General features: G+C 64.4%; 21 protein-coding genes and 1 tRNA gene. 7 read left to right on the forward strand and 15 right to left on the reverse strand.

All coding sequences use genetic code 11. The annotated features are described in order from the left end of the window. Positions 1–134: 134 nt before the first annotated feature. Complete coding sequence (locus tag QYQ98_RS09200) at positions 135–680, forward strand: NADPH-dependent FMN reductase (protein ID WP_302006564.1); 546 nt, start codon at positions 135–137, stop codon at positions 678–680. On the opposite strand, the gene pth (QYQ98_RS09205) is transcribed toward QYQ98_RS09200, so the two are convergent. Further along, on the reverse strand, positions 677–1300 hold the full coding sequence (gene pth / locus QYQ98_RS09205; protein WP_302006565.1) for an aminoacyl-tRNA hydrolase: 624 nt from the start codon (positions 1298–1300) through the stop codon (positions 677–679). The genes QYQ98_RS09200 and pth (QYQ98_RS09205) overlap by 4 nt on opposite strands. 39 nt (positions 1301–1339) lie before the next feature. On the opposite strand from pth (QYQ98_RS09205), the gene QYQ98_RS09210 reads away from it, so the two are divergent. Continuing rightward, positions 1340–2290 (forward strand): nitronate monooxygenase, encoded by a 951-nt coding sequence (locus QYQ98_RS09210; protein WP_302006567.1) that lies wholly within the window; start codon positions 1340–1342, stop codon positions 2288–2290. Positions 2291–2297: 7 nt separating this feature from the next. Here QYQ98_RS09210 and pth (QYQ98_RS09215) read toward each other — a convergent pair whose 3' ends face one another. The 6 genes from pth (QYQ98_RS09215) to QYQ98_RS09240 form a co-directional block, all read right to left on the reverse strand. Further along, a complete protein-coding gene (pth, locus tag QYQ98_RS09215; RefSeq protein WP_302006568.1) occupies positions 2298–2858 on the reverse strand; it encodes an aminoacyl-tRNA hydrolase in 561 nt (186 codons plus the stop codon). Between the two features lie 132 nt (positions 2859–2990). Beyond that, entirely contained in the window at positions 2991–3674 is a 684-nt protein-coding gene (locus QYQ98_RS09220; protein ID WP_302006569.1) for a 50S ribosomal protein L25/general stress protein Ctc, read from the reverse strand. Positions 3675–3880: 206 nt separating this feature from the next. Then, the gene (locus tag QYQ98_RS09225) at positions 3881–5287 is read right to left on the reverse strand and encodes an MFS transporter (RefSeq protein ID WP_302006570.1); all 1407 of its coding nucleotides are present in this window, start codon (positions 5285–5287) and stop codon (positions 3881–3883) included. Positions 5288–5456: 169 nt separating this feature from the next. Further along, entirely contained in the window at positions 5457–6434 is a 978-nt protein-coding gene (locus QYQ98_RS09230; RefSeq protein WP_302006571.1) for a ribose-phosphate diphosphokinase, read from the reverse strand. Next, the gene (gene glmU, locus QYQ98_RS09235) at positions 6424–7893 is read right to left on the reverse strand and encodes a bifunctional UDP-N-acetylglucosamine diphosphorylase/glucosamine-1-phosphate N-acetyltransferase GlmU (protein WP_302006572.1); all 1470 of its coding nucleotides are present in this window, start codon (positions 7891–7893) and stop codon (positions 6424–6426) included. The genes QYQ98_RS09230 and glmU overlap by 11 nt, the downstream gene beginning before the upstream one ends. A gap of 61 nt (positions 7894–7954) precedes the next feature. Beyond that, the gene (locus QYQ98_RS09240) at positions 7955–9187 is read right to left on the reverse strand and encodes an MFS transporter (RefSeq protein ID WP_302006573.1); all 1233 of its coding nucleotides are present in this window, start codon (positions 9185–9187) and stop codon (positions 7955–7957) included. A 57-nt stretch (positions 9188–9244) separates the two neighbouring features. On the opposite strand from QYQ98_RS09240, the gene QYQ98_RS09245 reads away from it, so the two are divergent. From QYQ98_RS09245 to QYQ98_RS09255, 3 genes are all read left to right on the forward strand, one after another. After that, positions 9245–10618: a multicopper oxidase family protein gene (locus QYQ98_RS09245; RefSeq protein ID WP_302006574.1), complete on the forward strand. Its 1374-nt coding sequence runs from the start codon at positions 9245–9247 to the stop codon at positions 10616–10618. A gap of 67 nt (positions 10619–10685) precedes the next feature. After that, entirely contained in the window at positions 10686–12149 is a 1464-nt protein-coding gene (locus QYQ98_RS09250; protein ID WP_302006575.1) for a multicopper oxidase family protein, read from the forward strand. A gap of 46 nt (positions 12150–12195) precedes the next feature. After that, positions 12196–12390, forward strand: coding sequence for a hypothetical protein (locus QYQ98_RS09255; protein WP_302006576.1), 195 nt, complete (start codon positions 12196–12198; stop codon positions 12388–12390). A 190-nt stretch (positions 12391–12580) separates the two neighbouring features. Here the strand turns inward: QYQ98_RS09255 and QYQ98_RS09260 are convergent, their stop codons facing one another. Next, the gene (locus QYQ98_RS09260) at positions 12581–13777 is read right to left on the reverse strand and encodes a hypothetical protein (RefSeq protein ID WP_302006577.1); all 1197 of its coding nucleotides are present in this window, start codon (positions 13775–13777) and stop codon (positions 12581–12583) included. 203 nt (positions 13778–13980) lie between these two features. Between QYQ98_RS09260 and mfd the strand changes: the two genes are divergently transcribed. Further along, positions 13981–17625, forward strand: a complete 3645-nt coding sequence (mfd, locus tag QYQ98_RS09265; protein WP_302006578.1) for a transcription-repair coupling factor — start codon at positions 13981–13983, stop codon at positions 17623–17625. On the opposite strand, the gene QYQ98_RS09270 is transcribed toward mfd, so the two are convergent. Genes QYQ98_RS09270 through QYQ98_RS09290 form a run of 5 tightly spaced genes read right to left on the reverse strand, consistent with a single transcriptional unit; the run spans position 17615 to position 21307 of the window. Beyond that, positions 17615–18553: an ABC transporter substrate-binding protein gene (locus QYQ98_RS09270; protein ID WP_302006579.1), complete on the reverse strand. Its 939-nt coding sequence runs from the start codon at positions 18551–18553 to the stop codon at positions 17615–17617. The genes mfd and QYQ98_RS09270 overlap by 11 nt on opposite strands. Then, on the reverse strand, positions 18550–19236 hold the full coding sequence (locus QYQ98_RS09275) for an ABC transporter permease (protein WP_302006581.1): 687 nt from the start codon (positions 19234–19236) through the stop codon (positions 18550–18552). The genes QYQ98_RS09270 and QYQ98_RS09275 overlap by 4 nt, the downstream gene beginning before the upstream one ends. 1 nt (position 19237) lies before the next feature. Next, positions 19238–19873, reverse strand: coding sequence for an ABC transporter permease (locus QYQ98_RS09280; protein WP_302006582.1), 636 nt, complete (start codon positions 19871–19873; stop codon positions 19238–19240). Continuing rightward, positions 19870–20676, reverse strand: a complete 807-nt coding sequence (locus tag QYQ98_RS09285; protein ID WP_302006584.1) for an ABC transporter ATP-binding protein — start codon at positions 20674–20676, stop codon at positions 19870–19872. Before QYQ98_RS09285 ends, QYQ98_RS09280 begins: the two co-directional genes overlap by 4 nt. 19 nt (positions 20677–20695) lie before the next feature. Next, positions 20696–21307 carry a CPBP family intramembrane glutamic endopeptidase gene (locus QYQ98_RS09290; protein ID WP_302006585.1) on the reverse strand — a complete coding sequence of 204 codons (612 nt, stop codon included), beginning with the start codon at positions 21305–21307 and terminating at the stop codon, positions 20696–20698. 177 nt (positions 21308–21484) lie between these two features. On the opposite strand from QYQ98_RS09290, the gene QYQ98_RS09295 reads away from it, so the two are divergent. Further along, positions 21485–21558: transfer RNA gene (locus tag QYQ98_RS09295), tRNA-Leu, on the forward strand. Between the two features lie 279 nt (positions 21559–21837). On the opposite strand, the gene QYQ98_RS09300 is transcribed toward QYQ98_RS09295, so the two are convergent. Further along, positions 21838–23085 (reverse strand): site-specific integrase, encoded by a 1248-nt coding sequence (locus QYQ98_RS09300; RefSeq protein ID WP_302006586.1) that lies wholly within the window; start codon positions 23083–23085, stop codon positions 21838–21840. A gap of 668 nt (positions 23086–23753) precedes the next feature. Beyond that, complete coding sequence (locus QYQ98_RS09305) at positions 23754–24176, reverse strand: helix-turn-helix domain-containing protein (RefSeq protein ID WP_302006587.1); 423 nt, start codon at positions 24174–24176, stop codon at positions 23754–23756. Between the last annotated feature and the right edge of the window lie 33 nt (positions 24177–24209).

Here is a 24209-nt window from a genome sequence, read left to right on the forward strand (position 1 = left end):
TAACCCCTGGAATTCTTTCGACAGTCTTTCGCGTTGTAAACGTAGTTGCTCGTGCTTCCCAGCGGAAGGCCTTAGTGGCCTCCGTTAGAGTGGGGCCGAGTTTAGTGACTTGTACGCAATCGTAAGGAGAAGCAATGAAGATCGGCGTGATTGTCGGGTCCATCCGCAAAGGACGCACCGCAGAGAAGGTCGCGAACTGGATGAAAGAAGCAATCGGGGAGCGGGAGGGATTCGAATACGAATTCATCGACCTTGCGGACTTCGAGCTTCCGCTTTACGACGGCGCCGGGCTGCCCATGCTCATGAACAAGCAGTACGACAATGATGAGGTGACCCGCTGGTCGGAGGCGATCGATGCCTGCGACGCCTTCATCTTCATCACCCCGGAGTACAACCACTCAGTGCCGGCAGCACTGAAGAACGCGGTGGACACCCTCGGCCCGGAGTGGGTGGGCAAGCCCATCGCGTTCGTCGGCTACGGCGGTGTCGGGGCGATCCGCGCGATCGAGCACTGGCGTCAGATCGCCGCGAATTTCCACATGCACGACATCCGCGAGCAGCTCGGATTCATTCAGGCGATGGAGATGCGCGACGGTTTCAACCCGATGCCGCACCGGGCCAAAGAGCTCGCTGCGATGTGCGACCGTCTCGAGGAGATGACGGCGAAACTTCGGGGTTAATTCCGCGCGTGGATCTGGTTCTGCGCGCGCTGTAGACCTTCCGCGACCACAAGGCGCGCGGCATCCGCGGCGGTCGCGATCTGCTCATCGAGCCCTTCGTCGTCAACAGGGCTGAGCACCCATTCCGGGACCGGCATGCCCTTCGGCGGACGGCCGATGCCAATGCGCACGCGGATGTAATCGTGGGTACCCAGCTGCTCAGTCAGTGACTTCAAACCGTTGTGGCCGTTCTCGTTCCCGCCGAGCTTGATGCGCACCTTGCCCGCGGGCAGGTCCAGCTCGTCGTGGAGGACCACGATCCGCTCCGGCGGAATGCCCAGTTTCTCGGCCACCGGGGCAATGCCTTCGCCGCTGTTGTTCATGAACGTGGTGGAGCGCAATGCGAAAGCAGAAGTACCCGGGATCGGTGCTCCTTGGGCTTTGAGGCCGGGGAGGGGGAGCAGGGGAGCGTCGATAAGCAAGTCCTGCGCCATATAGCCCACGTTGTGGCGGGTGGCGGCGTATTTCGCGCCGGGGTTGCCCAGGCCGACGACGAGCCACTGCGCGTTCACGGCATCCAAGTCGAGGGAGTCCTGGGAGTTATGCCTTGGGGCGAAGAGGGCGCGTAGTTTATCGAACACCCCGATGAGTCTAGGGGACCGCTTCTATAGAGTGGGCCCATGCCTCCTGAACTTCCCGCCCGTTTGCCCCGCGTCATTGTCGCCCCCATGGCGGGAGGACCGAGCACGCCGGAGCTGGTCAACGCTGTCGGCTTCGGTTTTCTCGCCTGGGGGACATGCTCGCTCGACCAAGCGCGCGACGAGCTAGCACGCGTTGACGAGCCGTTCGGCATAAACCTGTTCTACCCGCAGCGTGAGGCACCGCGCCGGGAGGATCTCGAGGCCATCGCCGCCGAGCTGGGCGCTGAGATCCCTGAGCCGGATTACACCTTCGGTTTCCAGGACAAGCTGGACCTCGCGCTTGCCGACGGCCGCGCCTCCATCATTTCCTGCACCTTCGGCTGCTTCACCGTAGAGCAGTTCAAGCGCATCCACGATGCCGGCATTCAGGCGTGGGTGACCGTGACCAACGAGCTCGACGCAATCAAGGCCGCGGAGCTCGGTGCCGACGGCCTCATCGTCCAAGGATCCAAAGCCGGCGGGCACCGCTCGACTTGGAGGATCACGGAAGAACCCGACACGCAGCCGTTGGAGAAGCTGCTCGCCGGCGTGTTCCGCCACGTGAATATTCCCCTCATCGCCGCCGGAGGTGCGAGGACATCCGAGGATGTCGAGCGCCTCATCGAGTGGGGCTCGACATCTGTTGCCTGCGGCAGCGCTTTTCTGCTTGCCCGCGAAGCCGGGACCAGCGACACCAACCGCTCCATCCTGAAAGCTGGCGGCACCTCCGTGTCCACCCGCGCCTTCTCCGGGCGCTACGCCCGCGGTGTGGAAACGCGATTCACCCGCGAGGACCCCGACCTGCCGCCGCTGTACCCGCAGCTAAATGCAATGCAGAAGTCGCTGCGTAAAGATCCCGACTACTCCTACTGTCTTGTCGGCGACGACTTCGCCGGAAAGCTCCAAGAAGGTCCCGCCGCGGAGATCGAGGCTAAGCTGCTGGGACGTTAGCTACGTGCTACGTGAGGGCGGCGATCAGTTCGTCGGCGGCGTCGGCCAACACGATCGGCAGTTCGGCGGCTTCGTGCTTGGAGAACGGCTTGAGCACGTAATCGGCGGGTGCCTGGCGGCCCGGCGGGCGGCCGATGCCGACGGCGAGACGGTTGTAGTCGGAGGTACCCAAGGACTTGGTCACCGATTTGAGCCCGTTGTGGCCGTGGTCGCCGCCGCCTTGGCGGAGCTTGGACTGGCCGAAGTCCAGATCCAGTTCGTCGTAAAGGACATAGATGTCGCCCGGTTGCGTGCCGTAGTAGCTGGCCAAGGCCTTGATAGGGGCGCCGGAGACGTTCATGAAGCCGCGGGTCCGCGCCAAGATCGTCCGCCGCGGCAAGAGGCAGCCAGCAGCGAGCTCGGCGACCTCCGTGTTGGTCTTTTTGTGCACGCTGAGCTGGGCGGGAATCGGGGTGGCGCGGTCGAGAAGTTCGTCGATCAGCATCGCTCCCGCATTATGGCGCGTCTGCGCGTAAATGGTGCCCGGGTTGCCCAAGCCGACGATCAAGATTGGGGAGTCAGAAGCCACAACCGCCGATTCTAAATGCAGGCCGTGGGGGACGGCTGGCGGAAACAGAAGCCGTTACCGTACTGATGCGAAACGGCCCGCAGATCCACGGTGAGACCTGCGGGCCGGTGCGGGAGACGTCGGTAAGCGAAATTACTCGCTTGCGTCCTCGTCGCCCTCGCCGCCGTCAGCGACCTCGACGGTGCTCTCTGCGTCCTCGTCGGAATCGGCACCAGCATCAGCGCCGCCTTCCTCAGCGTCCTCGGCTGCCGCCTCGAGCTCCTCATCAACCTGCTCGAAGGTGACGTTGATGGCCAGGTACTCCGGATCGGTGATGAGCTCTGCACCCTCCGGCAGCGGCAGGTCGCCGGCGAAGATCTGGTCGCCGATCTCCTTGCCCTCGATGGACACGGTGATCTCGTCCGGAATGTTCAGTGCGTCGACCTCGATCTCCACGACATCGATCTCCTGCAGGACAACAGCGTCGTCTGCAGCCTCACCCTCGTAGACGACCGGGACCTCGACGGTGACCTTCTCGCCGCGTTTGACGCCGAAGAGGTCGATGTGGTCGATGTTCAGGGTCAGGACGTTCTGGTCGACGTGCTTGACCATGGCCAGGTTCTTGTCGCCCTCGACCTCGAGCTCGAGGATGGCGTTCGTGCCGTCGTTACGCACGAGCGCCGTGATCTCGAGGATGTCCACGTGAAAGTGGATGTTGTCCTCGCCGTTGCTGTACAGGACGCCCGGGACGCGGCCCGCTGCGCGCAGACGGCGTGCGGAACCCTTGCCGAACTCGTCGCGCTTCTCAGCCTGAATGACCGGGAACTTGGAAGCCATGATGGTTCTCCTTTTGTTGCTTATCGGTTCAAGCCACAGAAAAGCCTGCGGCCACTTGTTCTCGTCGAGTGACCGCAGGCTTTTCGGAGAAAAGTCTGTGATACATCGCGTCGATAACGGCCCTGCTTGGACGGATCAACCGTGCAAGTGGGGTCCCTCGCCGAGACCTTCAAAACCTTAACAGACCGCAGGCGGCGGGACCAAACTTAGACGGATCGCGGCTGCCAGATGAAATGGCCGGTGCGCTGCATGTGTTCGTGCTCGTGGTCCAGCGGGATGTCCTTGCGCTCCCGGATGACCAAAGAGACGGCGAGGCCGATCAGGCTGGCACCCACCAGGTAGGCGGTGATGCCCCAGGAGGAGCCGGTGGCTTCGAAGATCCAGGAGGCAATGAACGGAGCGAAAGCTCCGCCCAGGATCGCGCCGATAGCGTAGGTGATGGATGTGCCTGACGCACGGACCGAGGCGGGGAAGAGCTCCGCGTAGAGGGCCGCGATCTGACCGTAGGTGAAGCCCAGGGCCAGCGCGAGGAAGACGAGGGCCGCGTAGATTTTGCTCATCTCCGCAGTGTTGACCAGAGGGAACAACGCTAGCGCTGCTGCCGTCTGGATGATGAAGCCGCCGACGAGCGTCGTTTTGCGTCCCACGTGGTCGGAGAGCCAACCGGTGAAGAACGTGGACACCATCCATACCGCGCCTGCCACGGTGACCGCGAAGAGGATCGGGCCTCGCTCCATGGCCATACCGTCCGGATTTGTTGTGTAGTTCTGGATGTACCCGCCAGTGGTCATATAGCCCAGTATGCTGTTCGCGGCGAAGAGGAGAGCGCCGGCGAGGACAACCGTGAAATAGTTCCGGAAAAGAGTGCCCATTGGGTTAGGTACCTGCGCCGCGGAGACCTCTGTCATTTCCGAGTAGACGGGTGACTCGTCCACCCCCTTGCGCACCCACCACGCAAGCACGACCAGTACCGCGGAGAAGAGGAACGGTACGCGCCAGCCCCATTCGATGAAGGCGCCCCCGGGGGCAATGGTGTTCATCAGGAATAGCGCACCAGAGGACAGCAGCAGGCCGGCCGGAGCGCCGATCTGCGGGCCCGCTCCGAAGAGGCCCCGCTTGCCCGCGGGTGCGTGCTCCACAGCCAAGAGCACCGCCGAACCCCATTCACCGCCGGCTGAGATTCCCTGCACGATGCGCAGCAGGACGAGGAGAACGGGGGAAAGGACACCTACGGCCTCGTAGGTGGGCAGAAGACCGATCAAAGTCGTCGCTCCACCCATGGCAAGGAGTGTGACCAAGAGAACGGTGCGGCGGCCGATCTTGTCGGCGAAATGGCCGGCAAGGAACGCGCCGAGCGGCCGGAACAAGAACGAGAGTCCGACAGTGAGGAAAGCCACGACTGTACCGGCGGCGGACCCCAAAGGAGCAAACATCGCTTGCTTGAACACCAGGCCAGCGGTGGCGGCATAGAGGAAGAAGTCGTACCACTCGATGGCGGTGCCGACTGTCGTGGCAGCCACCACTCGGCGGCGTTCGGAGGTGAGGGAGGGACCGAGGGTGTCGTCGATAAGCGGTGCGTCCTGGGTGGACGCTGATGTCGGCTCTGGAATCATGCTTGTGCAGTATAGACGATGGTGGGGTTCGAGCCTCGGCGATCGCGAAAAGCGCCGGAAAAGCCAAATACCTATTCCAGGATGCCTATTTACAAGGTCGCTGGGGCAGGGGGCCGCTGCGTCACCCGGTGAATAGGCATCCTGGAATAGGTATTTGGAAAGGAGGCGTTTAAGCTTGGCCCTCGAAGAGAGTGGTGACGGAGCCGTTCTCGAAGATCTCGTGGATCGTGCGCGCCAGCAGCGGGGCGATCGACAGGACCGTGAGGTTGCTCCAGCCCTCCGTGGACTGCGGAAGCGTGTCCGTGGTGATGACTTCTTCGGCACCGCAGTTAGACAGGCGCTCGCGTGCCGGGTCGGAGAAGACACCGTGGGTGGTGGCGATGACCACGGACTCGGCGCCCGCGTCCTTGAGCACGCCGACCGCGCCGGCGATGGTGCCGCCGGTGTCGATCATGTCGTCGAGGAGGATGCAGTTCTTTCCCTCCACGTCGCCGACCACGCGGTTGGACACGACCTTGTTCGCCGCGTCGATGTCGCGGGTCTTGTGCACGAAGGCCATCGGGGCGTCGCCCAGCGTGTTAGCCCACTTCTCCGCAGTCTTCACGCGTCCCGCGTCGGGGGAGACCACAACGAGGTTGTCCATGGAGTACTTGGACTTGATGTAGTCCGTCAGGATCGGCATCGCGTGCATGTGGTCGACCGGGCCGTCGAAGAAGCCCTGAATCTGGTCGGTGTGCAGGTCGACGGAGACGATGCGGTCCGCGCCGGCGGCAGTGAGCAGATCAGCGACGAGGCGGGCGGAGATCGGCTCGCGGCCGCGGTGCTTCTTGTCTTGGCGCGCGTACGGGTAGAACGGCAGGATCGCAGTGATGCGCTTCGCGGAGCCGCGCTTGAGCGCATCGATCATGATGAGCTGCTCCATCAACCACTTGTTCAGTGGCTGCGCGTGGGACTGCATGACAAAGCAGTCTGCGCCGCGGACGGACTCCTCGAAGCGGATGAAGATCTCGCCGTTAGCGAAGTCGCGGGCGGTGGTGGGCACGAGGTCGATGCCGAGTTCATCAGCGACCTTCTCCGCGAGGTCCGGGTGGGCCCGGCCGGAGAAGACCTTGAGGTCTTTGTGACTTTCGACTTTCTTACCGGTCATTGGTGGTGTCACCTTTCAGTTCACTCTCGCGTGCGCGCTGGGAAGCTTCGGCCGCGGCGGTGCCGGGGCGGTTTTGCTCCACCCAGCCTTCGATGTTGCGCTGGTGTCCTTCCTTGACGGCGAGGGCGCCTGCGGGCACATCTTTAGTCACCACTGTACCCGCGCCGGTGTACGCGCCATCGCCGACATTGACGGGGGCGACGAACATTGTGTCCGAACCGGTCCGGCAGTGGTCGCCGATGGTGGTGCGGTGCTTGTTCACGCCGTCGTAGTTGACGAAGACGCTTGAAGCCCCGATATTGGACTCGCAGCCGACGGTGGCGTCGCCGACGTAGGTGAGGTGCGGCACCTTGGAGCCCTCGCCGATCTCGGCGTTCTTGGCCTCCACGAAACCGCCGAGCTTGCCGCGGGCGCCGAGCTTCGTGCCGGGACGGATGTAGGTGAAGGGTCCAACGGTCGCCTCTGGGCCGACAACGCCGAGCTCGCCTTGCGTGCGCACGACCGTCGCGCGTTCTCCGACCTCGAAGTCGGTGAGGGTGGTGTCTGGTCCGACCACGGCCCCGTCACCGATGACGGTCGAGCCCCACAGTTGGGTGTTCGGGTGAATGGTCACGTCCTGACCGATTTCTACGTCGACGCCGATCCAGGTGGTGTCCGGGTCGATGATGGTGGCGCCGCCGCGCATGGCCTGCTCGACCAGGCGGCGGTTGAGCTCTTTGCCGGCTGACGCGAGCTGGACGCGGTCGTTGACGCCCGCGAGCTCGCGGGAATCGGGGGCAGTGAAAGCGGTGACCGTGCGGCCGTCGTTCACTGCGATGCCGAGTACATCGGTGATGTAGAGCTCACCCTGGGCGTTGTCGGAATTGATGCGGGTTAGCGCGTCGCGGAGAACGGAGCCGTCGAACGCGAAGACCCCGGAGTTCACCTCGGTGACGGCGCGCTGCTCGTCGTTTGCGTCCTTCTCCTCGACGATTTCGCGCACGTTGCCGTCGGTGTCGCGGATGATGCGTCCGTAGCCCGTCGGGTCGTCGAATTCCAGGGACAGAACGGTCACAGCGGCTTCAGCGCTTTCATGCTTATCGACGAGCGCCTCCAGCGTCTCAGCCCTCAACAGCGGCACATCGCCGTTGGTGACCACCACGGTTCCGTTGAACTCTGGGATTGCACCGAGGCCGACTTGAACGGCGTGGCCGGTGCCGTTCTGCTCCTCCTGGACGGCCTGGAGAATGCTCGTTTGCATGTCCTCCGCAATCGCCTCCACCGCCGGGGAAACTTGGTCGCGCTGGTGGCCGACCACCGCCACGAGATGAGCGGGGGAGAGCCCAGCCGCCGCATGCAGCGAGTGGGACAGCAGGCTACGGCCCCCAATCTCGTGGAGCGTCTTCTGCGTGGTCGACTTCATGCGGGTTCCGGCACCAGCCGCCAGAACGACGACGGCGCACTCGGAATGGTTAGGCACGCTGGGGTTCTCCTTACGGTCGCTTCAAATTCCGGGGAAATTCCGCCGACCAGCTTAACGCCTACGCGGCTCCTGCCGAGACTTCACGGAGGTTCCGCGCTCCGATCACACCCGCGTAGCCGAGTACCGCCAGGAAGATCAGCGCGGTTTGGGTGCCAAAGCTCGCCACGATCGAAGTGATTGCGCCGGCGATGAGCAGCATGAGACCCATGGCTGTGTTGGAGACGCCGGTGATGAGGGTTCGGTTGTCGCCCTCCGTCATGTCCACCAGGTAGGTCTTTCGGCTCACCCGCACAGTGGTGTGCGCGAGGTTGACCAAGAAGAAGCCGATAGGCATGACCCAGGCGTTGATTGTTTCGGGGGCGAGGCGTGCGGACAGCACCAGCAGAACCAACACCGTGGAGGCGGCGCCGGCGGCCCAGCCCATTGCGGCCTTGGACGATTTATCGGACCACCAGCCGGAGACGCGCCCGCCGATGAGTGCCGCGCCGCCGGAGGCGATGATGAAGCTGCCCAGCCCCGTCAGATCAGCGCCTTGCTCGTGCGCAAGCATGACAATGAAGGGCGTGGAAAGAGCGGTGACCAGCATTAACGAACGGACGACCAAGAATTTCTGCAGGTCCCGGTCACCCTTGATTAGCTGCCACATCTGTCGGAAGCCATGGGTTGCTGCGTTGTCGTCCGGGTCCGACTCCGGTTCCTTGATACCGGTGAACACGAGCGAAGCGAACGCCCACGTGGATGCTCCGGCGCCCAGCAGCGTGACAAGGACCCAGTGGGGCAGATCATTAGGCAAGAACGTCAGGCCGAGGCCCACCGCCAGGGTGAAGGCGCCGCCCAATGCCGTCGCACGCCCCGTGATGTCGCCCCGGTGCCCCTTAGAAATTGTCCGCCCCTGCACGTCCTTGCCCGCAATCGAACAAATTGCGCGGAAGAGAGCTTGGATGGCGAGCAGCACCAGGACGGCGATCCCGAGCGCCGCCCCGTTCAAGAACATTGCGGCGACGGCGATGAGCGCTGCCGCGATGGCCTGCCCCCAGGAGCCGATCAACCACACCCGTTTGCGGGAGGCCGCCGAGGTCACCCACGGACTGAGCGCGAATTGGGGCAGCATCGAGCCCGATTCGCGGATAGGAACGAGAAAAGAGGTGAACGCGGACGGCACACCGGCAGCGGTGAACAGCCACGGCAGCACGGTTTTCGGGGCCACGATCTGGTCGCCGATGTTCTGCAGTCCGTTGGACCAGATGAAGCGGCGCGCGTTGCGCTCCTCGTTCGGAAAGGGGGATGTCATATTCCGGATAGTAGGGTCGAAAGAGACGACCAGCGAACCGGGAGGGATAGACAGCACATGGGCGGCGAAACAAAATCCACGAGGACGGTGCGGCCGTTGCCCATCCCGCCCCTCTACGAAGGCACCCTCGACGGTAAGGTCCGACGATTTGAGCTGACGGCGCAGGAGGGCGAGTACGAGATTCTGCCCGGCACCGCGACGAAGACGTGGGGTTTCAACGGACCGTTCCTCGGCCCGATGCTGTACATGCGCCGCGGCGAGCAGATCGACATGACGGTGCACAACGAATTGCCCGTGCCCACCGTGGTGCACTGGCACGGCCTGCATCTTCCGGCGACGGCGGACGGGGGGCCGGCGCTGATGTTCGGGCCGGGCGAGTCCTGGTCGCCCGCGTGGACGGTTGAGCAGCCGGCGTCGACGTGCTGGTACCACCCGCACCCGCACGAGGAATCAGCACCCCACGCCTACCGCGGTCTTGCAGGGGGCATTGTGCTAGACGACGACACCGCCGCCATCCCCGGCCTCCCCTCTGACTACGGGGTGGACGACATCCCCTTGATCGTCAGAGACGCTCACTTCACCGACGACGGCCAACTCGACGAGGACAACGGCTGGCTCGGTGACACACTGGTTGTCAACGGGATCACCAATCCGCGCTTTGAGGCGACAACCCGGCGGCTGCGCCTGCGCATCCTCAACGGCTCGGTCATGCGTTTTCTCCACCTGACACTTGGCGTGCCGTTTCAGATCGTGGCGACCGATCAGGGCTTTTTGGAATCCCCAGTGGAGGTAGAGTCGATCCTGCTCACCTCCGGCGAGCGTGTGGAGATCGTGGTGGATCTCGAGCCCGGACAGGACCTCCTGCTGCGCAGTAGCAGCGTGCCGAACTACGCCGGCCTCCCCGACAAGGACACAGCAGAGACCTTCCGGGTGACCGATGAATTCGATGTGCTCGAGATCGCGGCGCCGCCGGAGAACGCCCCTACTTATCCGCCGTTGCCCGAGACGCTCGTCGAATTCGAGGAACCGGAGACTCCCACTGTCACGCGTGAATTCCGCATGAAAGACATGGAGATCAACGGCAAGAAGATGGACATGTCGCGCGTGGACGAGGTGGTCGACCACCGGGGCACCGAGGCGTGGCGGGTGACGAATGACAACGCCGATAAGCTGCACAATTTCCACATCCACAACGCCCGCTTCTTGGTGGAGGAGGTCCATGGCGGTGAGCTGGAGTTCACCTCGGGATGGCACGACACCATCAACGTTCCGCCCGGCGGTGCGGTGACGCTTCTGGTGGAGATGGGCTACTACCCGGATCCCACATTGGCGTATATGTACCACTGCCACATGCTCAACCACGAGGACCAGGGAATGATGGGGCAGTACGTCATCGTCGAACCGGGCCAGCAGCCGAACCTGCGCGGTTAAGACCTATTCGAAGAATCGGAGGACACAAGTGCAACGGGAATTTGGACGACGGACCTTTTTCAAAGGCATGCTTCTCGCCACCGCCGCAACTGCGGCAGCGTGCGCGGGGCCGGGCGGGGTCCGCTTCCAGCAGGCCACGCCGGAAGGCGCGAAAGAGGATTTCCGCGATTTGCCGATCCCGGAGCTCTACGAGGGCGAGTTGGACGGCACCACCCGGCGGTTCGAGCTGACCGCGCAGTCCGGACAGGCGGAGATCCTGCCCGGAACGATGACGCATACGTGGGGTTTCAACGGCGCGTGGCTCGGCCCGACTCTTTACATGCGGCGCGGCGAGCACATCGAAATGGCTGTGCATAACAACGTCCGGGAGCCAACTGTCGTTCACTGGCATGGCCTCCACCTGCCAGCGGCCGCGGACGGCGGCCCCGCTCTCATTTTCGACCCCGGGCAGGCCTGGGAGCCGACCTGGGATGTGGACCAGCCGGCGGCGACTTGCTGGTACCACCCGCACCCGCACAACAAATCTGGTTTGCACGCCTACCGTGGCCTCGCCGGCGGACTCATTGTCGCCGATGACGAATCTGACGCGCTTGATCTACCGCACGACTACGGGGTCGACGATATTCCCGTGATCATCACCGACGCGAAATTCGGCGCGGGCGGACAACTCGACGAGTCTTTCGATCCCGACTACGGGTTGCTCGGGGACACGCCGTTGATCAACGGCATCACCAAACCCCAATTCACCGCAACTACGCGCCGGGTGCGCCTCCGCCTAGTCAACGGCGCCACCATGCGCTTCCACCACCTTGTCGTGGGGAAGCCGTTCCAGGTCATCGCAACAGACCAGGGTCTGCTGGACGCGCCGGTGGAAGCCGACGGCATCCTGCTCAGCCCCGGGGAACGCGCCGAGATCCTTGTGGACCTCGAGCCCGGCAAGGACCTCATGCTCCGCAGCGACGGTGTTCCCGACGGCGGCGGCCTGCCTAAGGAGGATGCCGCCAACGGCTTCGGTCTGCGCGACACCTTCAACCTGTTGAAAATCACCGGACCGGATGAGAGCGCGCCCGAGGTGGGGGAGGTGCCGGGGATGCTGGTGGGCGTCGATAAGCCTGATGTTTCGGGTGCACCTGAGCGCGAGTTGGCGCTGAGCGGATTCGAGATCAACGGGCAGACAATGGACATGAACCGCGTCGACTTGGTCATCGACCACGACGGCCCAGAGATCTGGCGGGTGACCAACGAGAACACCGATTGGCCGCACAACTTCCACATTCACAACGCGCGGTTCATGGTGGAATCCGTCGAACGCGGCGACGTGGCATTCACCCGCGGCTGGCACGACACCATTTATATTCCGCCTGGTGCGACTGCGACGCTACTCGTCGAATTCGGGCACTACCCAGACCCGAGCTTGGCGTATATGTACCACTGCCACATGCTCTATCACGAGGATCAGGGAATGATGGGGCAGTACGTCATCGTCGAACCGGGGCAGCAGCCTGCTCTCGGCGCGCACGCGGGGCACTAACGTTCTCGCAGCGCCCTGCGGGCAAAACTTCTTTATGCTGATCCGCATGGCTACTTTCGAAGAAGATTACACCGGCAAGAACATCCGTTTCACCCACGACGACGGCAAGGAATACACCGGTCGTCTGAGCCGCCAAGAGCGCTTCAGCGATGACGAAGACGACATCTGGATCGACCTCCCGGAAGGCGAGAACATCCGCCTGCGCCTGCGCCGCAACACCAACCTCGACCTGCTCGACTAATACGCCTCAACGCTCAAGCCCAGCTGCCCCCGGACAAATCGGGGGAGCTGGGCTTCAACGTTTTCTACGGTCTATGCCTGCTTGAACTGAGCCCCAACCCGGTAGCTTCGTCCTGGTTCATCCCGATGAGCAGATCACCGTAGTCCCGAGACGTCACGTGCGTCATCTAAGGGGGTGGTTCCTCTCTTGCTCAGTCGCACGCAATCAGATTCTCGAGGAATTCCTCCGGCGCTCCCTCATCGCGGAGCTTATCTATGTCGTAGCACAAGTGATGGGTAAGTGACGTCCGACCATCTGGTTCGATCACAGACCACTTGCCGTCGGCGAAACGGAAATTCCCGATTTCGTCACTCTCGTCGGCACCTGCGGTCGCCCACTCACCGTCGCAGTACAGGACGACAGTGCCGAGCGGGCTTGGCCAAGCTTCCACAACCGCATCGAAAGCGGAAGCATCGCACGAGCCCTTGGCATGAGTGTCTGTGCCGTCGCCGCCGGTGAATGAGCGGTAGAAATCAAGGACCGGTCCGGAGCGGGCAATGCCGATCTCTCCGTCGATGTCGTCCCAGTCGGAGTGGCTGAATTTCAGATCGCCCGTCAACGATCCGTCTGCGGACGTGAACTCGGCGGTCCCGCCGCTCGGGTCGCCTGAGGTGAAGCGCCACGTTCCGCCACTCTCGCAGTCGCCGACCGTGATCTTCTCGGTCCGGCTTCCAGGCTCAGTGTCTTCAAGAACGCCGTAGCAGCCGCGGCCCGGGTAGGTCACGGTGAAGGTTGAGCCGTCCTGGCCGATGCGGAAAATGACGTCGTCGGAAACATTCTTCGACGGGTCGTCGGCATTCACCAGCTCGATCGGGCCCGTCGAGCGGTAAGAGCCTGTGGGGAACTCAATGCCGTCGGGCTCCGCGCCGGGTGCGTCGGGGTTGAGGCCCACTTCGCCCGCGGTTTCCTCCGGGTCGGTCTGGGGCAGTTCCGCGGAAGCGCTGGCACCGTCGGGGGTGGTGTAGCTGACATCCATGGCATCGTCGGCGCCAGGCTCGAAAGTCCACTCGACACCGTCATCGCCCTCACCGTGGACGATTTCTTCCCGGTACGTGTGCTTGCCGGTCTTGGTCAGCGTGGAGTGGCGTTTGAGCGTCGGGGACGTCAGCTCACCGGTTTTTCCACCGTCGTGGAAGCGGACGACGAGGACGACGGGGACGGCATCGGAGGCGTCGATAAGCCCCTCTGCTTTGTCGATGGTTCCGCTGTAGCGCGTCTCGTTGTAGGGCTGAGCGATCGAGTTCTGGCCGAAATGGCTGTTGCGCGCCACGATCGTCCCGGCGAGAACAGCAGCGATGAGCAGCAGGACGCCAAGGACAGCTAAGAGGATCTTGTTGGTCTTTGTCACAGGCTCAGAGTAGCTGCCTCACATCTATTGCACATGGAGTCGATGCGGAATTCGGTTCGCGTGAGAGATGCTGTAAGCTTTGGACCGTCTTTCCCCATGGTGTAATTGGCAACACTACGGTTTTTGGTACCGTCATTCTAGGTTCGAGTCCTGGTGGGGAAGCTTTTTTATCGCCCGGAATGAAGCTTCAACCAGGGGGTTCGATGGCTGACCAACCGCAAGATATTCCGATGCTCGCCGGGGTACTCACCCAGGCGATGACGGACCCCAAGTTGAAGGGGCTGAGCAAGCGGGTGGGGGAGCCGTCGCTCCACGTGACGGGCATCGACCAGGTTCGTCCGTGGGCGGCCGCGACGATCGCGCGGAAAACACCTGTTCTGCTGGTCACTGCCACCGGGCACGAAGCGGAAGATCTCGCGGCGGAGCTCGGGGCGTTGCTCGGGTCCGAGCGTGTGGCGCTCATGCCGGCTTACGAGACGCTGCCGCACGAGCGTTTGTCGCCCGCCGCCGACATCGTCGGTGCGCGCAACAAGGTGCTCCACGGATTGAACGAGACCTCGGTCGTGGTGGCATCCGCGCGCGCCACCTGCCAGCCGGTTCTGCCGACTATTTCGCCGATCGTGGTCGAGCACGGGCAAGAGTACGACTTTGAAGAGCTCACCGCCTCGCTGACGTCTTTCGCGTACGACCATGTGGACATGGTCTCGGGCCGCGGCGAATTCGCGACACGCGGCGGCATCATCGATGTGTTCCCGACCACGGCCGAGCACCCGGTGCGCATTGAATTCTGGGGCGACGAAGTCACGGACCTGCGCACGTTCGCTGTCGCCGACCAGCGCACCATCGACGACATCGCTCGCGCCGAGCTGCATCCAGCGCGCCAATTGCTTATCGACGACTCCGTCAAGGCTTCCGCCGCCTCCCTCGCCCAAGCCCACCCCGGCAACCGGACCCTGGTCGAGCTGCTCACCCGCATTTCCGACGGCAGTTACGCCGACGGGATGGAAGCGCTCATCCCGGCGCTGACATCGTCCCCGTTCTCTGTGCTGCCTGAGCTCATGCCGGCCGGCTCGGTGGTGCTGGTGACCTCGCCGGAGAAGGTGCGCACCCGCATTTCCGACCTGCAGGCCACCGACCAGGAATTCCTCGAGGCCGGTTGGGAAGCCGCCGCAATGGGGGCGGACGGTCCCGTCGCCGCGGAAGGCTTGGATGTGTCGGCTAGCTCGTACCGTTCCTTCGAATCCCTCGAGGTCTCCGCCCGCGAAGCGGGCAACGCGTGGTGGACATTCGCACCTCCCGGCATGTTCGCCGCCGGCGAGGACGACGCTGTGACCTTGCCCCTCGAATTCGAGCCGGCGCCTGCGCCGAAGGGCGACCCGAAGCAGATCGAGGCGCTCTACGGGCAAGTGAAGCTGCACTTGCAGGGCGGCGGCCGCGCCGCATTCGTCGCGCCAGCCAAGGGCACCGTGGACCGCATGGCGGAGCGGCTCCGCGAAAACGGTGTGTCCGCGCGTGTGGCGACACCGGGGCTCGAACCCGTCGACGGCCAAGTCACCCTGTACCAGGCCCTTTCCCACGCCGGCCTGACCTTCCCCGGCCCGGGCCTAGTCGTGTTCACTGAGACAGACGTGACCGGCAACCGTGTCGGCGACATTGCCGGTGCCAAGCGCCGTGCCCCGCGTCGCCGCAACCGCGTTGACCCGCTGGCCCTCAAACCCGGCGATTACGTGGTGCACGACACTCACGGCATCGGCCGCTTTGTCAAAATGGCCGAACGCACGATCGGCACCGGCGAGGATTCCTCGCGCCGCGAGTACATCGTCCTCGAGTACCAGCCCGCCAAACGCGGCCAGCCCGCCGACCAGCTGTGGGTCCCCATGGAGTCCCTGGATCTGCTGAGCAAGTACTCGGGAGGGGAACAGCCGTCGCTAAGCAAAATGGGCGGCTCCGACTGGAAGAACACCAAGAGGAAAGCCCGCGCGGCCGTGCGCGAAATCGCGGGCGAGCTCGTGCAGCTCTACGCTAAGCGCGCCTCCGCGCCGGGCCACGCGTTCGCGGCGGACTCACCGTGGCAGATCGAGATGGAGGACAATTTCCCCTTCGTCGAGACCGAGGACCAGATGGCCGCGATCGAGGCCGTCAAGTCCGACATGGAAAAGCCGACGCCGATGGACCGCGTCATCGTGGGCGACGTCGGTTTCGGCAAGACCGAGGTAGCTGTGCGCGCCGCCTTCAAGGCTGTCCAAGACGGAAAGCAGGTCGCGGTGCTCGTGCCCACGACTCTGCTGGCGCAGCAGCATTTCTCCACGTTCAGCCAGCGCATGGACGGTTTCGGGGTGGAAATCCGCGAGCTGTCCCGATTCACCACCGCCGCCGACGCGAAGAAGATCATGGCGGGGCTTGCCGACGGCTCCGTCGACGTCGTCATCGGCACCCACCGCCTCCTGCAGACCGGCGTGCAATGGAAAAACCTGGGCCTAATCATCGTCGACGAGGAGCAGCGCTTCGGCGTCGAGCACAAGGAGCACATCAAGGCGCTCAAATCGCATGTCGACGTCCTCACCATGACCGCGACCCCGATTCCGCGCACGCTGGAGATGTCGCTGACCGGCATCCGGGAAATGACCTCCATCACCACGCCGCCGGAGGACCGCCACCCGGTGCTTACGTACGTGGGACCGCAGGAAGACAAACAAGTCGCCGCCGCCATCAGGCGCGAGCTGCTTCGCGACGGCCAGGTTTTCTACATCCACAACAAAGTCTCCGACATCGAGAAGACTGCCCGGCACCTGCGCACCCTCGTCCCGGAAGCGCGCATCGTCGTCGCCCACGGCCAGATGGGGGAGCAGCTTCTCGAACAGACGGTGCAGGGCTTCTGGAGCCGCGAGTACGACGTGCTCGTGTGCACCACCATCGTGGAGACCGGCCTGGACATCGCCAACGCCAACACCTTGATTGTGGAGAACGCCCAGAACATGGGCTTGTCCCAGCTGCACCAGCTGCGCGGCCGCGTCGGCCGTTCACGCGAGCGCGGCTACGCCTATTTCCTGTACCCGAAAGACAAGGTGCTCACCGAGACGTCCTACGACCGGCTGGCCACGATCGCCCAGAACAACGATCTGGGTGCGGGCATCGCCGTCGCCCAGAAAGACCTGGAGATGCGCGGCGCCGGAAACGTCCTCGGCGCGGAGCAGTCCGGCCACATCGCCGGCGTCGGATTCGACATGTACGTCCGTCTCGTCGGCGAGGCCGTGGAGACCTACAAGGCGCTCATGTCCGGCGATGTCGTCGACGCCACCGACCAGGGGCCGAAGGAGATCCGCATCGACCTGCCCGTCGACGCGCACATCCCGGAGACCTACATCAACTCGGAGCGACTCCGCCTGGAGAGCTACCGCAAGCTCGCCGCAGCGCGTGACGATGCCGAACTCGATCGCGTCTCCGACGAGCTCGTCGACCGCTTCGGTGAGATGCCCGAGGAGGTCCAGCGGCTCTTCGCGGTCGCCCGCCTGCGCCACCAAGCCCGCCGCGCCGGGGTCGCCGACATCACCATGCAAGGCACCCGCCTGAAATTCCACCCGGTGGACATGCCCGATTCCAAGCAGGTGCGACTCAAGCGCCTGTACCCAGGGTCGAATTACCGCGCCGCGGCCAAAGCTCTCCAGGTGCCGTTCCCGCGCGAAGGCGGCGCGAAGAAAGCTCTCAACGCGCCGAACCTGCGCGACGAGGAGCTGCTGCAGTGGATCGCGGACTTCTTGAGCCAGATGTTCGACATCGAGGAGATCTCCGTCCGGGGCGCAGCAGCGGAAAAGCCGTCGAAGAAGCGGGTTTTCTCCGTCAGCGAGTAGCCCGCACCGAATCCACCCAGTCCCGAGCGATCGCGCCGGGCTCGGCGCGTTCGTCGCCGACATTGCGCTGATTCATTGCGGCGAGATCGTCGGTGGTCAGCTGGGCGTCGATGGCGTTGAGAACATCAAGGGCGCCCGGCGGCAGCTCCCCGGCGCGGATCACGGGCACGACGTTTTGAGGTGGGATGAGGTGCAGCGGGTCGTCGAGAATGACCAGATCCGGTTTTTCGCCCTTGCCCGTGATCGCCGGCGAGGTAGTGAAGATATTCGCTGCATCCGCCGCGCCCTCCGCGAGCGCTTGGACGGTGAGCGGTCCGCCGCCGTCGGAGATCGGGCGGACCGTGATCTTGTCCGGGTCGATGCCGTACACCGTTGTCAGGCCGGGCGGGCCGTATCGGCGTTCCGCGAATTCCGGGGGAGCGGCAATGGTGATTCGGTCGAGTTTGTCCAGATCGGCGATGGTGCGGATGCCGCGCTCGGCTGTGGCGGCGGTGACGCGGTAGGCGTCGGCGGATTCGGCGGGGCTGAATTCACCCAGCTCCAACGTGTCGGGTAGAGACGTTGCAAGGGTTTCGCGCACCGCGTTCTCGTCGGCCCGTTCCGGCAGTTCGGCGTAGAAAGAAGCGAGGTTGCCGGCGTATTCGGGCACCACGGTGATGGTTCCTTCCTCTAGCGCGCCGAGGTACACCTCGCGGGAACCGATGCCGGGGGCGACGGTGGCCTCGAAGCCGGCATCATTGAGAGCTGCGGCCCAAATGTGCCCGATGATCTGCGCCTCCGGGAAATTGGCGGTGCCGATGACGATCGTGCCCGCGTCAGCCTCCACGGTCGGGGCTTCTTCTGAGCCCGAGGTGTCCAGTGGGTCACCCTGAGCGCACGCGGCGAGCAAGAACGGAAGCAGCACAATGAGGTACCGAGTGCGCATCATGCGTTCTCCTTCACATTGAGACCTTTGGGTGTCACCCACCGCTGCAAAGCTGCAAGCAAGAGATCCACAACCAGAGCGAGAAGCGTGACGACGACCGCCCCCGCCACCATCCGTGCATAATCCTGCACCGCCAGCCCGTCGATGAGGTATCGGCCGAGTCCTCCGAGACCGATGTAGGCCACGACAGTCGCCGTGGCCAGAACTTGCACCACGCACGACCGCAGCCCGCCGAGCATCACTGGGGCCGCCAGAGGCAGCTCGACAATCCGCAAAATCTGCTTTTCGCTGTACCCGGCGGCGCGCGCCGAATGCACGACGTCGCGCTCCACGGAATCGAAGCCCGCAACAATGCCGGCGAGCAGTGGGGCAACGGCCAGCAGCACCAGCACGATGACTGACGGCACGATCGGCCAGCTGATTCCACGCGGCAGCGAGATGGCCAACCACGTCAACAACCCGAGCTCTGGCAGTGCGCGCAGAGCGCCCGAAACTGCGACAACAGCGTTCGCGCCCCTCCGGCTGTGCCCGACAGCCACACCGATGGGCACTGCGATGAGAGCGGCCGCCAGGACCGCGAGTGCGGTGTACCCCAGGTGCTCGAGGATGCGCATCCCAAAGCCGGTGGGGCCGGTCCAGTGGGAGGGGGTGGTGAGGTAAACGAAGGCGTCGATAAGCGGCTGCACGTCAAGACCTCCACGGCATGGTGAAGCGGGAAATGAGGAGCAGGGCGGCGTCGAAAAGCAAGGCGAGCGCGACGGTGCCGAAAAGCCCCGCGATGATCTCGGTGGGAAACGCGCGTTGGAAGCCTTCAGTGAACAGGGTGCCCAGCGATTCCACGCCAATGAGTGCGCCGACGGAAATGAGACTCACCGTCGACGCGGCCACAACTCGCATGCCCGACACGAGACCGGGCCCCGCCAGCGGCAGTTCCACCGCGAAGATGCGTTTGAGCGGGGCGTACCCGGACGCAACCGCAGACTGCCGGACCTCCGCCGGAACAGCGTCGAACGCGTCGGCGGCGCTGCGCACCATGAGCGCGACGCCGTAGAGCGTCATCGCGGCGACCACGTTCAGCGGCGACAGGATCGACGTGCCCAGAATGAGAGGCATCAGGATGAACATCGCGAGCCCCGGCACCACGTAAATCAAGCTCGTCGCGGCCACGATCACCTCACGGAACCGCCCCGAGCGGTGAGCAGCCCAGCCGAGCGGCACCGCCAGCAGGAAGGTCAGCACCACCGCCGGCAGCGCGATCAGGAAGTGCTGCCACGCCAGCCCGCCGATCATTCCCGCGTTGTCCGCTAGCCACGCCCAGTTCACTCGAGCACTCCTTTGATATGGCCCAACGCGTCCACGACGACGGTCTGGTCTCCTCGCTGCTCGGTGCGCAAGCTGCGCGATTGCTTATCGACGAACTCCCTCACCCTCCCATTCGCCGGTTCCGCCATGATTTTCTCGGGGCTGTCCGCCTGCTCGATGCGCGCCTGTTCACCCAGGACCACCACAGAGTCGCCGAGGAAGAACGCTTCGTCGATGTCGTGGCTGACAATCAGGATCGTGGTGGCAAATTTTTCCCTCAGCTCTACGATCTCCTGTTGCAGACCACGCCGCACGACTGGATCAACGGCACCGAAAGGCTCGTCCATGATCAGCACATCCGGTTCATTGACCAGGCCGCGGGCCACGCCCACGCGCTGCGCTTGGCCGCCGGAGAGCTCCGCGGGGTAGCGGTCGCTCAGCCGCGGGTCGAGACCCACGAGCTCCAGTAACTCGTCGGCCTTGCGGCGGGCCTCCCTTTTACTCGTGCCTGTCAGCCGCGCCACGTCCGCGATATTGTCCCGCACTGTGCGGTGCGGCATGAGGCCCGAATGCTGCATGACGTAGCCGATACTGCGGCGCAACTGCACCGGGTCCGTGCCCGCGACGTTGTCCCCGCGCACGAAGACCGCGCCCGAATCCGGGTCCACCATGCGGTTGACCATGCGCAGGAGCGTTGTCTTCCCACACCCGGACGGTCCCACGAACGCTGTGGTTGACCCCGCCTCAACGGTGAGGGAGAAGTCCTTCACTGCCGGCAGCTTGCTGCCCGGGTAGGTCTTGGACACATCGCGGAATTCGATCACCGAACCCAGCGTAGCGGGGTCAGAAGAACAACGGCATGACAAACAGCATGGTGATGCTCCACGTGAGGTGCACCGCGATGGGGGAGTACAGCTGGCGCGACCGGGATGCCTCATAGAACGCGACGGCGCCGAGCACCGCAGCGGCGAAGACGAGCAGCGGCACGCCCATCGCGATTGTGACCGCGCAATAGATCAGGGTGGAGATCACACCGACTGCGACTTCGGGGTGCCGGCGGCGCAATTGGTTCGGCACCATGTCGCGGTACGCCATCTCCTCGCCGATACCGTTGATGATCAGCACTAACAGAGTCGGAGCGAGTCCGCCTTCCGCCGGGGTGTCCAGCAGCTGCTCGACCGGCCCCGCGAGAAACGGAATGTGCTGCACCACCGCGGCGCCCGCCACGAACACCAGCGCGAGCACGGCGCCGATGAGCGCGCCGCGGCCGATTTCCCGGCCCGGGTGAGGCCCCGAAAACGCGATGCGGTTGCCCCATACCCACCACCCGACGGTGTAAACCAGTGCAGTCAGGACTGTGAATATATAGAACCCGGGGCTTCCGTCGCCCGCGCCGCGCGCCAAGAACAGGCCTAGAGCGCCGAACGCACAGGGAATCAGCCAGCCGAGTTTCATGGCCACGAGTTTAGAACGGGGGCATGACACGCTCCGCTCTCGTGACAGGCGCCACCGGATTCATCGGGGGGAGAGGTAATCAGGGCACTGCTTAACGACGGCTGTTTGCGAGTCTCCGCCCGCGGTGCCGTACACTTTCCCGTGCCCGCTCCTTCCGCGTGAGTCGGACGCGGGCGTGCCCCTATAGCCCAATTGGCAGAGGCAGTCGACTTAAAATCGATTCAGTGTGGGTTCGAGTCCCACTGGGGGCACCGTATCGGCAGGTCAGAAAGTTTTCGCACCTGCCGCTACATCGATATCCCCCCCGTTTGCCCCCCGTTTGATTTCACCGCTGCGTAAAACCCCAGGTCAGAGCAAGGCGAGTTCCACGCCGCGATCACGGTGTGCGCGGAGGCGGTGTAAAGCAGGTTGACGACGCCGCGGAGTTGGGCTCGGGGGTGGTCACCGCCGCGGGCTGGGTTAGCGCGGAGGTGATGTCACGTCCCCGCTCTGGAGAGTGAAATATGGTCGCGCGACCCGGAAGGCGAGGCCTACTCCGCAGCATCCTCGCCGAGGTACTGTGTCAGTGCGCTCGCTCCGTCGCGGACAGTTACACCCGGCTTGATGTAGTGCCGACCGGTGACTGACACGCGCGCGTGGCCGAGCAACTGCGCAGCGGTCTGGTCACCAGCTTGCGCGGCGACGGCGGTGGCGAGCGTGCGACGGGAAACGCGAGGGCTAATTCCTGCAAGCGGAGTCCCATCCAACGCCTTGCGCAGCTCAGCATTGATGGTGTGCACGGTTTTCCACCCGCCGTCGCGTGTCGGGAAGATGGGTCGCAGCCCGGTCTCGGCCTCGGGCTCGGCAAAGCGCGCAGCCGAGCAATCGGCTGCGAGGAGGAGCCGATCCATCGTCGCAGGAGTGACTGTGACAAAGCGGCGACTCGTCTCAGTCTTGGACTCGGCCTGCCGATACGCGCCGCCCGTGACTAATCCGATAACGGTCCCGTGCAGCTCGATATACGGCGGCGCGGTGTCCACCGCAGGGTGGAGCTGGCCGGGGTGCAGGGCCAGCACTTCGCCGGGCCTGGCCCCGGTCTCGGCGATCACGCGCATGACAAGACCAAGTGTGGGGGAGTGGCCGTCGGCCAAGTCAAGAACTTGCACGGTTTCGGCGGGGGTGACGGTCTCGCGGGTGGCCGCGGTCTCCTTCTTGATCTTCGGCGGGATGTCCACACCGAAGAGCAAATCACCGCTGACGAGACCACGCTGCGCGGCAAATTTGGCCACGCGGCGCAGCACGGTCATGGTCGACTCCACCGCGCTCGGGGTTGGTCCACCGCGGAGGTCGCGGAGGTGGTCAGTGATGGTCCCGGCTGTGATTTCATTGAGCCGGAGACCACCGAGCGCGGGGAGGATGTGGCGCTCAGCGGTGGTACGGTAGGTCTTCTTGGTCTGGGGGCGAGTGCGGAGATTCGTCTCCTCCGCGGTGAGCCACGCGCGAGTGACCTCGGCGAGGGTGGAGGTGGATGTCAACCTCGTTGACGAAGTGCCTGCGGCCACCTCACCAGGCCGCGGTGGAGTCTGTCCTGACCTCTCCCCGCGCCGCGCGTCCCAGCGCTCGCGGAGCTTGCGCTCGGCTGCGCGGCGGGAGGGTCCGGTGGCTTCGAGGGAGATGTCGCGGCCATCCAAACGACGGCCCTTCGCCCTCGCGACGTAGACCACAGACCCGTCAGCCTTCGTCCGCTCGGTGATGCTGATCCCGCCGAGCTCGCCCAACCCGCGTCGTACCTGCGGCATGGTCCCTCCTTCCCTCGCACCCGTCACGTGGGGGTGACCACATGACTGCCATCGCACCGACTCGTCTAGACACCCAGTGTATAGTGAAGGACAACCGCGGCCGGGCAGCGCTGCGGTGGTGTGCGCATGGCTCGTCTAACCCCTCCACACCACCGCTGCCTGGCCGTTGGTTATGCCTGGGGGCTGCGCGGAGATCACCGCAGCGCTATGTCATCGCCGGGTCTGGGTGAGCGCGGCACTATGTGCTCGACCCCGCCGTGGCCTTGTTCTCGCCATGCCCAGCGCAGCCCCAGACCACGCCGTGCACTTGCCGTGCACTAGCCCACCTGCATGCCCACGGCCTTGCCCACGCGCGTGGCCCGAGGCCGAACGCGAGGGCATGGCGTAGGGCTGGTGCGGGGGCATGTGCAGGGGCATGTGCAGTGGTCTGTGCGCTCCTATGTGCAAGGTTCTGTGCACGCCTCTGTGCAAAATCGACCCCCAAAGCCATGCCCACGCCGGGCAAAAAGGCTTGGGCAGAGCCCCCCAGACCACACCCCATATCCTTGCCCAGACCAGGCAATACCCGGGTCGAGACCCCCGTAAAACGCGTGTTCGAGTCCCGAAAACCTCTCCAGGACAAGAACACCGCCGCGACTGTGGCCGCGGCGGTGCAGGTGAGAACAGTACTACCCCACGACAGTCGCTGCGCTGTGCAGGGTCCAGCGCCCCGTTGCGTCATCGAAAACAACGTCGGATGCGCGGGCGATCCCCGCCTCCGGGTACGCCGAGAGCATGCGTGAAAGCTGGCTCTCGCTCACTCCGAAAGCCCGGGCCACCTCGCGCGAGGCCACTCCGGCCATGCGCAGGCTCGCGGCCAGGCGGAGGGCTGCGACGCGCTCCTCCTCGCTCGGCGTCATGGCTGCGCGGATCGCGGCCAGCGCTTCCTCGACGGTCGGCGTGCGACCCTCGATCTTCGCGCACTCCTGTACCACCTTGTAGGCGGGGAAGACTCGCTTCTTGCCCGCGGCGTCGAGGTCGGTCAGGTCCTTCGTCATGTTCTGCCTCGCGGCCACGAGGAGGCTGGCGGGGCGGGAAAATTGTCGGGTCATTGTAGGTTCTCCTTTGCAGATTTCGCATAAATG

The sequence above is a fragment of the Corynebacterium sp. P3-F1 genome (assembly GCF_030503635.1).
Classification (GTDB): domain Bacteria; phylum Actinomycetota; class Actinomycetes; order Mycobacteriales; family Mycobacteriaceae; genus Corynebacterium.